The organism is Hyphomonas sp., assembly GCF_037969335.1.
Classification (GTDB): domain Bacteria; phylum Pseudomonadota; class Alphaproteobacteria; order Caulobacterales; family Hyphomonadaceae; genus Hyphomonas.
Window position 1 is genome coordinate 1 of record NZ_JBBKXE010000170.1, and the last position, 11948, is coordinate 11948.

8 protein-coding genes and 1 pseudogene are annotated in these 11948 nt (G+C 64.1%); 4 read left to right on the plus strand and 5 right to left on the minus strand.

Translation table 11 applies throughout. The annotated features are described in order from the left end of the window. Both AADA04_RS12705 and AADA04_RS12710 read left to right on the plus strand, forming a co-directional pair. The coding region (locus AADA04_RS12705; protein WP_340693642.1) for a hypothetical protein at positions 1-1966 on the plus strand (1966 nt) is incomplete at its 5' end. Between the two features lie 141 nt (positions 1967-2107). Then, complete coding sequence (locus AADA04_RS12710; RefSeq protein WP_340693643.1) at positions 2108-2857, plus strand: pentapeptide repeat-containing protein; 750 nt, start codon at positions 2108-2110, stop codon at positions 2855-2857. 70 nt (positions 2858-2927) lie between these two features. Here AADA04_RS12710 and aspS read toward each other — a convergent pair whose 3' ends face one another. Further along, positions 2928-4751: an aspartate--tRNA ligase gene (aspS, locus tag AADA04_RS12715; protein ID WP_340693644.1), complete on the minus strand. Its 1824-nt coding sequence runs from the start codon at positions 4749-4751 to the stop codon at positions 2928-2930. A gap of 112 nt (positions 4752-4863) precedes the next feature. On the opposite strand from aspS, the gene rnd reads away from it, so the two are divergent. After that, a complete protein-coding gene (rnd, locus tag AADA04_RS12720; protein WP_340693645.1) occupies positions 4864-6015 on the plus strand; it encodes a ribonuclease D in 1152 nt (383 codons plus the stop codon). A gap of 233 nt (positions 6016-6248) precedes the next feature. On the opposite strand, the gene AADA04_RS12725 is transcribed toward rnd, so the two are convergent. The 4 genes from AADA04_RS12725 to AADA04_RS12740 are packed head-to-tail and all read right to left on the minus strand — an operon-like array spanning position 6249 to position 11674. After that, positions 6249-7730 carry a Ppx/GppA family phosphatase gene (locus AADA04_RS12725; protein ID WP_340693646.1) on the minus strand — a complete coding sequence of 494 codons (1482 nt, stop codon included), beginning with the start codon at positions 7728-7730 and terminating at the stop codon, positions 6249-6251. Next, on the minus strand, positions 7727-9901 hold the full coding sequence (locus AADA04_RS12730; RefSeq protein WP_340693647.1) for an RNA degradosome polyphosphate kinase: 2175 nt from the start codon (positions 9899-9901) through the stop codon (positions 7727-7729). The genes AADA04_RS12725 and AADA04_RS12730 overlap by 4 nt, the downstream gene beginning before the upstream one ends. A gap of 25 nt (positions 9902-9926) precedes the next feature. After that, positions 9927-10622, minus strand: coding sequence for a hypothetical protein (locus AADA04_RS12735; RefSeq protein WP_340693648.1), 696 nt, complete (start codon positions 10620-10622; stop codon positions 9927-9929). A gap of 26 nt (positions 10623-10648) precedes the next feature. After that, the gene (locus AADA04_RS12740) at positions 10649-11674 is read right to left on the minus strand and encodes a hypothetical protein (protein WP_340693649.1); all 1026 of its coding nucleotides are present in this window, start codon (positions 11672-11674) and stop codon (positions 10649-10651) included. A gap of 107 nt (positions 11675-11781) precedes the next feature. Between AADA04_RS12740 and AADA04_RS12745 the strand changes: the two are divergent. Continuing rightward, positions 11782-11948 (plus strand): annotated as a pseudogene (locus AADA04_RS12745) (phosphoribosylformylglycinamidine cyclo-ligase); the annotation flags it as partial.

The window sequence follows — 11948 nt, forward strand, 5'->3', positions numbered from 1 at the left end:
GCTCGAAGAAGCCCTGCGCCTGCCCGGCGGCATCCTGCGCACCGCGGATGCCCTGCGCGCCGCCGCTGTCGATACGCCAGCGCCGCCACCCGCCGTCTTCACCGCCCAACCCGTCGACATCGCACTCGAGCCGTCCCTGCTCGCTGCGCTGAAGGAAGGCGGCGAAATCCTCTTCCTGCAGGACACCCTGCCCCCAGCTGCCGCGCCTGCGCGACTGGTGGACGTCTCGCAAGCCGTCAGCCCGGACGGGTTCGAGGACGGCTTCCTCGGCTCCGCCGTAGAAGCTGCTGCTGCTGACATGAAAGACGGCATCATCGTCCTCACCGGCCTTGGCGCCGCCGTCATGGCGCTCGGTCTCGACTATGCCTCCGATGCGGGCATCGCCGCCGGCGCCGCCATGGCGGCCTTGGTTCGCTCAGCCGCCACCGGCGCCGCATTCAGCGCAAACCATGCCAAGGCACTCGGCCTCCAAGCCCGCAAGTCCGGCAGCAAGCGCCCGTGCCGCGTCATGATCCTGCCCGTCACCGATCCGATGGCGGCCCTGCCCGACTGCGAAAGCGACGCCGCCGCACCGGTCCGCGCCGTGCTCACCTATGGCGACGACGCCCCCAGCCTCACCCGCGCCGCGCGCATCGGTCTGGCCGCACGCGCGCCCGAAGCCCTGCCCGGCGTGCTCGACCGGATAGCCAATTCAGGCACGCAGGATCTCGAAACCGCGCTCGGCACCGCGCGCCTGCGCGACCGGGGCTTCACCGAAGCCGCCCTCGACCGGGTCGGCCGCGCGCTCGGCGAGGGCCTGCCGCTAAATGCCGCCTTCTCGCGCTGGGTGCTCGGCGACGAGATCATCTCACATGACCTGAAACTCACGCCGGAAAATTTTGATGCAGACGGACGCGGCGTGCTGTCCGCCATGGGCTTTTCCCGTGCGGACATCGCCAAAGCCGAGGCCGCCCTCGACGGCGCGGGTGAAGCCATCGCCGCACGCGCGCTGCAGGAGTGCGGTTTCGCGATCGACGTGTCGCCAGCTGACGAAATCCGCTTTGCTGCCGCCTGCAACAAGGCGCTGGGCGGCGGGGTCGTCGTTTCGGTCAGCGCCCGCGCCGGCCTCGACATGGCCGAAGCCGTCATCGCAGACGGCCTGTCCGCCCATCTGGTCGGCCATCGCGCGCCCGTCGGCGAAGACGTCCGTGACCGGATGGAGCATATCCTCTCCCTGGCCGAGGAACTCGCCGACGAGGCCGACCTCCCGCAAACCTCCCCGGAATTCCACGAAGCCCGTTCCGCTGCCCGCACCCGCCTGCCGGACCGGCGCAAGGGCTATATCCAGAAAGCCACCGTCGGCGGCCACAAGGTCTATCTCCACACCGGCGAATTCGATGACGGCCATCTCGGCGAGATATTCCTCGACATGCACAAGGAAGGTGCCGCCTTCCGCAGCCTGATGAACAATTTCGCCATCGCCACTTCGATCGGCCTGCAATACGGCGTGCCGCTGGAAGAATTCGTCGACGCCTTCGTGTTCACCCGCTTCGAGCCGGCCGGCCAGGTCACCGGAAACGACCGAATCACCCGCGCCACCTCCATCCTCGACTACATCTTCCGGGAACTCGCCGTGTCCTATCTCGGCCGCGACGATCTCGCCGAAGTCGATGTCACGCATGACGGCCTTGGCCGCGGCGCAGGTGACGCCACACGCGAACCGGCTGCCTTCACCGAAGAAGCCGCCCAGATCATCTCGCGCGGATTCTCCCGTGGCCACCTGCCCGACAATATTGTCATCCTCGACAAGCGCCGTGCCGAGAAACAGGCCGAATCGGATCTCGACGCAGACGCCGAGGAACTCGAATCGCCCGCCTATCTCGAACAGGGCTGTGAATCCTGTGGCAGTTTCACGGTTTTCGCTGTCAGTGAAGATGGCGACACGTCCTGTGACACCTGTGGTGAAGAAGGCCGCGTCTCCAAATAATCACGCCGGTTTCGGAGATGTCTTCTATCAGTTCACGTAGGGGAAGTGTTTGCGCGACAGTTTGGCAACACTTGTTGCACTTATGCAGTTGTTACGGTTTGTTCAGTATAGCAGGATAAGACAACGCGATATTCCGAGTACATGACTGGTATGCCTTTTCGCCTGAACTTGCTTGCCGTGATCGCCTTCTTGGGCGTGTCGGTGCCTGCCATTGCGCAGGGCAAACCGGTTGCGTGGCAACCCGGCTATGTCGGCTCGTGCGGCGGATGCAATCTGGCAGGTCGCAACATGTCCGGCTGGACGCTCAGCGGGGCGAACTATCCCGGTGCCAATCTCGAATTCGCCTTCATGCGAGGCATCCAGGCCGCCAGCGCCAATTTCGAAGGCGCCAATGCGTCCGGCGTTGACCTGCGCACGGCCGTCCTGACATCTGCCCGTTTCTCCGATGCCATCCTGTCGAATGCCCGCCTGATGGGCGTTCAGGCCACCGGCGCCGAATTCCGCAAGACCATCCTGCGCGGCGCGAACATGCAGGGCGCGTTGATGGTTGGTGCCAATTTCTCGGATGCAGACCTGGGCGAGACCCAGCTCGACGAGGCTGACCTCTCGGGCGCAAACCTTACCGGCGTGAAGTTCGACAAGGCCGTGATGAAGGCGACTATCCTCAATGGCGCCAACATGACGGGCGTCATGATGACCGGCGCGGATGTTGCCGGTGCCTCGTTCCGCGACGTGCGGTTCATCGCAGCCGACCTCTCCGGCATGACCCATCACGACCTGGCAAACTTCACCGGCGCCTGCAGCTCGATCGACACGCTGATGCCGCCCGGCCTGCTGCTGCCACTCTGCGGCGACCTTGTCGTCGTTCAGCACATCATCGCCGAAAACTAGCGCCCCGAATCCCCTGCGCAAGCAGGGGCGGCGAACTTCCATGCGCCCCCCCAATCAGGCGACTAGAGCCTCAGGTTTTGGCCTGAGGCGCGAGCCGGATGTTCAGCTCTTTCAGCTGCTTGTCGTCGACCGGGCTCGGTGCGCCCATCAACAGGTCGCGCGCCTGCTGGTTCATCGGGAACAGGATCACGTCGCGCAGGTTCTCGACCTCGGCCAGCAGCATCACGATCCGGTCAACGCCCGGTGCAATCCCGCCATGCGGCGGCGCGCCATAGCGGAACGCGTTCAGCATGCCGCCGAACTTCTCTTCCACCACTTCCGGGCCATAGCCGGCCAGTTCGAACGTTTTCAGCATCAGGTCAGGCCGGTGGTTCCGGATCGCGCCGGATGACAGCTCGATGCCGTTGCAGACGATGTCATACTGGTAGGCCTTGATGTCGAGTTGCTTCTCCACCGTGTCGGCTGCCAGCAGCTTCTCCATGCCGCCCTGCGGCATCGAGAACGGGTTGTGGCTGAAATCGACCTTCTTGTTGTCTTCGTCCCACTCGTACATCGGGAAATCGATGATCCAGCAGAAGCGGAAAATGCCCGGCTCGATCAGGCCAAGCTCCTCGCCGATCCGCGTGCGGGCAGCGCCGGCCAGTTTCACGGCATTGGTCTTGTCGCCCGCGGAGAAGAACAGCGCGTCCCCGGCTTTCACGCCAGCCGTCTCGGCCAGCGCCGCAAGGGCTTCAGGCGCAAAGAACTTGGCGATCGGGCCGGTGCCCGTCAGCTTGCCGTCATCTTCGACGAAGCGGATATAGCCGAGGCCGGGCGCCTGCATCTCTTTCTTGGCCCAGGCATCCATCTTGTCGAAGAAGCTGCGCGGCTGCTCGGCGGTGTTCGGTGCCGGGATGGCGCGCACGATACCGCCGCCGTCGACGATTTTCTTGAACACGCCCAGCGTCACGTCTTCGCGCGTCACCACGTCGGACACGTCGCAGATGATGATCGGGTTGCGCAGGTCCGGCTTGTCGGAACCATATTTCAGCATCGCTTCGGCGAACGGGATATGCACGAACGGCTCGTCCGGCACGGTACGGCCCTTGCCGTCCCAATCGGCGAACTCCTCGAATACACCGCGCAACACGGGTTCGATCGCGTTGAACACGTCTTCCTGCGTAACAAAGCTCATTTCGATATCGAGCTGGTAGAATTCGCCCGGGCTGCGGTCAGCGCGTGCATCCTCGTCGCGGAAGCAGGGCGCGATCTGGAAATAGCGGTCAAAGCCCGACACCATCAACAGCTGCTTGAACTGCTGCGGCGCCTGCGGCAGCGCATAGAACTCGCCCGGATGGATCCGGCTCGGCACCAGGAAGTCGCGCGCGCCTTCCGGGCTGGAGGCCGTCAGGATCGGCGTCTGGTATTCGGTAAAGCCCTCGGCCACCATGCGCTGGCGCAGGCTGGTAATCACGTTCGAGCGCAGGATCATGTTCTTGTGCAGCGTCTCGCGGCGCAGGTCGAGATAGCGGTGCTTCAGGCGGATATCTTCCGGATAGTCCGGCTCGCCGAAGACAGGCAGCGGCAGCTCGGCAGCTTCCGACAGCACGTCCACCGCCTCAGCCACCATTTCGATCTCGCCGGTGCCAAGGTTCGCATTCACCAGGCCCGCATCGCGCGCCACGACCTTGCCCTCGATGGACAGGACGCTCTCGGTGCGCAGGCGCTCGACCGTCTCGAACCCGGGCGCGCCCGGGTTGAACACGACCTGCGTCAGGCCGTAATGGTCGCGAAGGTCAATGAACATGACACCGCCATGGTCGCGGCGGCGGTGCAACCAGCCGGACAATTTGACGGTTTCGCCCACGTGGGACGCGCGAAGTTCACCGCATGTATGGGTGCGATAGGCATGCATCGGATCGTTTCTCCGGAAAGGCAGTCATTAGAAATCAGGGGCGCAAGGGCATTTAAGCCCTTTCACTTGTCAAGGGCCTGCGATACGCAACCCGATCATGACTGACAACTCCTTGACTCCTATTACTGAGCAGTCGGCGCTCGAAGACCTGTGCGGCAAACTCGCCGAATCGGACTTCATCTGCGTCGATACCGAATTCCATCGGGAAACCACCTACTGGCCGGAGCTCTGCCTCGTGCAGGCCTCCGCCCCCGGCGTGGAAGGCCTGATCGACCCGCTGGCCGAGGATCTGGACATCGGTCCCTTCCTCGACCTGATCGCGGCCGACAATCGGGTGAAAGTGTTTCACGCGGCCCGACAGGACATCGAAATCTTCAATCGCCTCATCGGCCATCCGCCCGGGCCGATCTTCGACACCCAGATCGCCGCCATGGCGCTCGGCTTCGGTGATTCGATCTCCTACGACAATCTCGTCCAGCGCGTCGTGCGCCGCCAGATCGACAAATCCAGCCAGTTCACCGACTGGATGCGCCGTCCGCTCAGCCAGAAACAGCTCGTCTACGCCCTCGGCGACGTCACACACTTGCGCGACATCTACCTGATCATGCGCGAAGAACTCGAGAAGACCGGTCGCATGGGCTGGGTGCGCGAGGAAATGGCGGATCTCGAAGATCCGGTCAAATATGACACCGACCCGATGAAGGCCTGGCAGCGCCTGAAACTGCGCAAGCCCAAGAAGGACTACGCCGCCGTGGTAGTCGCCGTCGCCGCCTGGCGCGAACGCCTCGCACAGGAACTCGACAAGCCGCGCCGCCGCATCCTCAAGGATGACGCGATCCAGGAAATCGCCGCCCAGAAGCCGCGCAATGAGGGCGACTATGGCCAGCTGCGCGCCGTGCCCAGCGGCTTCGTCCGCTCGAAGCATGGCCAGAGCCTGATGGATGCCGTCACTGAGGCCATCGACGATCCGGACAAGTACGCTCCCGAGTTGGAACCGCGCGTGCAGAACGCCCAGATTCCGGCCGGCGCGCCGGAATTGCTGAAGGTCCTGCTCAAACATGTCAGCGACGAGAACAATGTCGTGCCGCGCCTGATCGCCAATGCCGCGGATATCGACCGCATCGCACGGGGCGAGACCAGCGAAGATATCGGTGCCATGACCGGCTGGCGCTTCGACATGTTCGGCAAAAAGGCCCAGGCCCTGCTCAACGGCCAACTCGCCGTCTCGTTCGAAGGCGGCGAAATCCGCCTCTTCGACGTCTGACACGAGACTATCCACGCGCTAGATAATGCCCCCCACCCAGCCTCCCCCTTTCAGGGGGAGGAGTCACTCTCCCTGCGCAACGATCTCACGCAACAGAGCGGCTCGTTCTCCCCCCTGGAAGGGGGGAGCTAGAGGGGGGTCAGGCCACACATCCCGATTTTCCGTATTCCACGAAACAGCGCCAAAGCGCTCATCCTGAGCGAAGTCGAAGGACGGGCGCGGGCGAATCCGCCCTAGCGCGCCACGACTGTCGGCTTGAGGCGCAACTGGTTCGCCGTCTGCGTCAGGCGCCGCAACACCGTGTCCGACACCATCGGCTCGTCCACTTTCAGCACGTGCAGCTCCAGGTTCTCGCCCTTGCGGGCCAGGCTCGCGCGTTTCAGGATCGGCCCCGACCGCCCCGAGAACACCGCGCCCAGCCGCATCGCGCTGCCCAGCTGGCGCGCCCGGTCAGCCTGTTCGTCGCTTGTCAGGCTCAGATACTCACCCGGTCGCTTGAAATCCTTCTCGTACCGGCACCCGATCGCATAGGCGATCATGCCCCGCTCGGCATGCGTCACGCCCGCATAGGGCGCCCGCAAGGCCTGCTCATAGGCCAGCAGGGCCCGATGGTCCGGATGGAACCGCCCGGCGCTGTCAGCCATCATGCAGGCGGCTTTCTCGATCCGCGCATCGGCCGCCGGCGACCCGAACAGGTCCGGTTCCGGCGCGAAAGCCGGGCTGACAAATTCGTGCAGTGCCTGCCCGAAGGCGATCTGGTTCTGGTCCAGCCGCCCGAACGCGATCACGCCGTCAAGCAGCGGATCGGTCACTGCCGCGCCGGTCAGGTCGCGCAAGACGCCTTCGCGCAATCCGCCCGACGAAATCGTCACGCCTTCCAGCGAGCTGTTGGCCAGGATTTCTTCCACGATGATCGCGGCGATCGGCAGGTGTTTCGCGCGCCGGCGGTCGACTTTTTCTACCCTGCTGCGCGCAGCGGCATTGCTGACGCTGTCGAGGCAAAGCTTCGCCGTTCGCGCCACCTGCCCCTCGTTCATCTGGTAGCCCTGCAGCACGTGCAGCGGATAATTCTCGATCTCCATGTTCAGGCGCGCAAACGACCGCCACGCGCCGCCCACGGCGTAGAACCGTCCCTCTGCCCCCGGCAGCACTTTCGAGGATTTGAGTTCCGCGCGTACCTTCTTGCGCAACTCCCGCAGGTCTTCGGCTTCCGCGGCCAGCGACAGCGGCCCCAGCAACAGGCTTTCGCCCCGTGCCTTGCCCGAGCCGATCCTCTGGAATTCGATGCTCGATCCGCCGAGGTCGCCCATCACGCCTTTCGGCCGATGAAAGCTCGCCTCCACCCCCAGGGCCGACAGCCGCGCCTCGTCAGCGCCCGACAAGACCGTGACCGGCCGCCCCAGCACCCGCCCGGCCTTTTTCACGAAGTCCGGCCCGTCACGCGCCTCGCGTACGGCGGCGGTGGCGACAGCCGTGTAATTGCGCAAGTGCAGGGCCTTCAGGATCGCGCGATAGCGGCTCAGCGCGCTCAGCGCCGACTCCCGCCCCGTCGGTGACAGGGTGCCGCGCTGTATCAACCCCTCGCCCAGTCCGGCCATGACCTTCTCGTTGAATGTCTGGAGGATCGACGCGCCCAGCACGTCATAGATCACCAGACGCACCGAGTTTGAGCCGATATCGATAATGCCTGCGCGTTCGGATTTCGGGAACATCATACCGGTTTGCTTCCCCGGTGCGACAGCCTTGGCGGCAGGCTGACTTCCAGCGCGCTGCCCCGTCCCGACAGGCTTGGATTGTCCATGAAATAGCGGTGCGCCGCGAACGCGGTGTCCGGATTCTCGGGCTTGATACGAAGATAGGTGCCGTCCTCATGCATGATCCAGCTCTGCAGCTCGTCATTCAGGTTGGCGACCATGATCTGGTTCAGCACCTGCCGGTGAACGGTCGGGTTCTCGATCGGCACCAGCGCCTCGACCCGGCGCGTCAGGTTGCGCGGCATCCAGTCGGCCGACGAGATGAACACTTTGGCATTCGGCGACGGCAGCGCTTCGCCATTGGCAAAGCAGACGATCCGCGAATGCTCCAGGAACCGCCCGACAATGCTCTTGACGGTAATCGTCTCCGACAGGCCCGGCACGCCCGGCCTGAGGCAGCAGATGCCGCGCACCACCAGCGTGATCGGCACGCCAGCCTGGCTGGCGCGATACAGCGCATCGATCACTTCGCCGTCGACCAGGGAATTCATCTTGGCCCAAATGCCGCACGGCTTGCCCTTTTTCGCAGCCGAAACCTCGTCCCCGATCATCCGGATCAGGTCCTGCTTCAGGGTCAGCGGCGACATCGAAATCTTCTCGAGAACCGGACCGACGCTTGGCGGTTCGCGATAGGCGGTGACGAAATTGAACAGGCGATTGGCATCGCGCCCCAGCGCCGCATCGGCGGTGAACAGCGACAGATCGGTATAGATGCGCGCATTGATCGGGTGGTAGTTCCCGGTCCCGAAATGCGTATACGAACGAAGCTCCGTGCCCTCGCGCCGCACCACCAGCGACACCTTGGCGTGCGTCTTGTACTCGATGAACCCGTACACGACCTGCACGCCGGCCCGTTCCAGGTCGCGCGCCAGCCGCAGGTTCGCTTCCTCGTCGAACCGCGCCTTGATCTCGACCAGCGCGGTGACGTTCTTGCCGGACTCCGCCGCCTCGATCAGCGCCGCCACGACCGGCGAGTTCGACGTCGTTCGGTACAGCGTCTGCTTGATCGCCACGACCGCCGGGTCGGCTGCTGCCTGCCGGATGAACTGCACCACCACATCAAAGCTCTCGAACGGATGGTGGACCAGGATATCCTTGGCCCGGATCGCCGCGAAGCAATCGCCGCCCATCTCGCGGATGCGTTCCGGATAGCGCGGCTCATAGGGCGGAAATTGCAGATCCAGCCGGTCGTCGACGATCAGTTCCGACAACTGCGCCATGCCGAGGATGCCGTCATACAGAACCGTGTCAGCCTGCTCGGCGCCGATCTCGCGCGTGATGAACTCGCGCAATTCCTGCGGCGCGCTCGACTGCATCCTGAGACGTACGATACGCCCCCTGCGGCGCTGCTTCAGCATCACCTCGAATTCGCGGATCAGGTCTTCGGCTTCTTCCTCAATCTCGATATCGCTGTCGCGCACGACGCGGAACAGGCAGCGGGCCTTTTCCTTGAATCCGGGGAACAGGTCACCCAGGAACATGCCGATGACGTCTTCCAGCGCAACAAACCGCATATTGCCCTTGGTCGATTTCGGCAGCCGGATGAAGCGGCGCACAAAGGCCGGCAGCGGCACGATGCCGACATGGCCTTCCCCGCCAGACTCCGACACAAGGTCAACCGCAATCGAGAAACCGAGATTGGGAATGAACGGGAACGGGTGCGCCGGGTCCACGGCCAGCGGTGTCAGCACCGGAAAGATATTGTTGCGAAAATAGGTCTCGAGCTCGGCACGCTCTTTCTTGGTCAGTGCATCGCCTGACAGGACGTGGATGTTCTCCGCCGCCATTTCGCTTTTCAGCGTACGCCATTGTTCCTGCTGGTCGGCAATCAGGCGCAGCGACGCCTTTTCGATCTGCTCGACCTGTTCGGATGGCTTCAGCCCGTCCTGGCTCGCCTTCACGATACCTGCCCGCACCTGCTCGCGCAGGCCCGCATAGCGCACCATCTCGAATTCATCGAGATTGCTGGCCGAGATCGACAGGAAGCGCAGGCGCTCGAGCAGCGGGTGCGCGCGGTTGGCGGCTTCCTCAAGCACACGCTGGTTGAACTCCAGCCATGACAGCTCGCGGTTCAGGAACCGGTCCGGCGACGTCATCAGCGCCTTGTTGGTGCGTAGTGTTCCGTCAGCCATGTTTGCCCGTCAGCCCTTTTCTTCGTCAATCCAGCTTCGGCCCGCCCGGCGCGTCCGCTTCCATTGCGTCGAGCACATCCTTGACCAATGGCACGCTCGGCGCCCGGCCCAGGTCGGTCACGCCGTCACTCAGCCTTTCGGCAAACTGCTCAATGGCCTCATAGGAGAGATCAAGCCGCGGAACCAGATATTTGAGGACATCCGGCTCCAGTTTGAGGAAATGCCGCACCGCCGCCGCTTTCAGCCGCCCCAGCATCATCGCCTCGTCCGGCGCATAGATTTCCGCCACCGGCATCGAATTGAGGCGCGATTTCAGGTCGGGCGACGGCGCTTGCCAGCTTGGCGGCGCCCGATTGGCGGTCAGCAACAGCCGCCCCGACCCGGCCGAAACGAGATTGATCAGCGACAGCATCCGGTCGCCCGCCGGCACACGGTCTGCGCCGTCTATCGCCGTATAGGTCGCCGCCCGGGCCTCCACGTCGCGTGACTTCAGGCCGGCGAACGCCTTGGCTTCGAACACGTCCCCGCCGAACTGCCGCGCCCAGGCATGGGCAATCGTTGTCAGGCCCGCTTTGGGCGGCCCGACAAGGCACAGGACCGGCGTCGGCCAGTTCTCCGGCCGCTGCACGATACGCAGGGCCGTTTCATTGACGGGAGACATTACAAGATCGGAAAATCCGAGCCCCGGGGCCGGAAATCCAAAACTCAGCTGATTGGGCATACCGGGCCTGCCGACTCTGTTCCGCTCTATTGCCTCGCCGCAGCAGACACGGCCGAACGCAGCACCAGGCCTTTGGCATCAGGTGCTTCCGCCAGCGACACGCCGCGCTGCAGCAGGTCGTTCTGCAGCCTTGGCTCGTCGCCCGCATAGGCAAACGTCACCAGCGCGCCATCGCGGGCAATGGCCGTAATCTTGAAATCCGACACCAGCGGTGACCGCGCCAGCGCGCTGCGCAGCGTGTTCCACTCGGCCAGCGACGTATAGCGCACGCTGGCACTGGTCGTCGTGCGGGCGCCGCCCCGGATGACCGAGCGCCGCTTCCAGTCCTCGTCGAGGAATTCTGCCGCCGCATCGGCCGCGCCTTTCAGCGTCGCCGCATAATTGGTTGTGCCGAGCAGTTCCGTTCCCGCCGCCGTCACCGTCGACAATGTCGTGCGATACGCGCCTTCGCGGCCTTCCAGTTCCGCCAGCACACCGCGCCGCGCGCCAACGGTCGCCGCTTCGGTGGAAAAGACAGACCAGTCAGAGAAGGCCGTATAGCCCGGATTGGAAGCCGTCACATATGGTGCCAACGCATTGGGATTGTCTGCGCCCAGCGCCTGGCGCCAGGCTTCCTGCGCCTGGTAATTCGATGCCAATGGCACGATCAGGCTCTTCGGGCCTTGCGTATCGACATAGGGCACGCCGAGACTGTCGAGGTGCGCCCGCACCATCAGCGGGTTCAGCACGACGGACAATACGCCGCGATAGCGCCCGGCACCGGCGGTCTCTTCCTGCACGTCCACAGCCGCCGAGAGGCGCTCTGCGAGGGCATAATCCACTGGCAGGCCGCCCGCTGAGGCACGATCGTCCGACAGCGTGATCTTGGTCAGCAGCACGCGGGCTGCCTTCTGCCGGGCCACCGACATGGCCTTTTCACGGGCTTCGATGACGCTCGCCGCCTGCTCATCGACTTCGATATTGCGAACGGTGTAGACATCGCGCGTATCCGCACTCGCTGGCAGCGAAGCGGCGCAGGCGAGGAATACCGAGGCGAGAAGCAAACGAATCATGGTCAACGACCTCCCTGTCAGCCTTCCTTGTAGCAAGCCAATGCGGAGGCTGGAACCGCAAGCAACACTGGATCAGGCGATTTCCCCATGCTAACGCGCGAAGCATCATGACAGAAACGCCCAAAACGCCCCTCTCTTACCGTGACGCTGGTGTCGATATTGAGGCAGGCGAACGCCTCGTCGGCGCCATCGGCCCAATGGCCAAAGCCACCGCCCGCGCCGGCGTGATGGGCGGCCTCGGCGGCTTCGGCGCCTTGTTTGATTTGAAGAAAGC

What these genes read in the sequence shown, in the direction of transcription:
- AADA04_RS12730 (WP_340693647.1), bottom strand. Translation starts at nt 9,901, where the DNA reads ATGGCTGACGGAACACTACGCACCAACAAGGCGCTGATGACGTCGCCG.
- AADA04_RS12710 (WP_340693643.1), top strand. Translation starts at nt 2,108, where the DNA reads ATGACTGGTATGCCTTTTCGCCTGAACTTGCTTGCCGTGATCGCCTTC.
- AADA04_RS12725 (WP_340693646.1), bottom strand. Translation starts at nt 7,730, where the DNA reads ATGATGTTCCCGAAATCCGAACGCGCAGGCATTATCGATATCGGCTCA.
- AADA04_RS12735 (WP_340693648.1), bottom strand. Translation starts at nt 10,622, where the DNA reads ATGCCCAATCAGCTGAGTTTTGGATTTCCGGCCCCGGGGCTCGGATTT.
- aspS (WP_340693644.1), bottom strand. Translation starts at nt 4,751, where the DNA reads ATGCATGCCTATCGCACCCATACATGCGGTGAACTTCGCGCGTCCCAC.
- AADA04_RS12740 (WP_340693649.1), bottom strand. Translation starts at nt 11,674, where the DNA reads ATGATTCGTTTGCTTCTCGCCTCGGTATTCCTCGCCTGCGCCGCTTCG.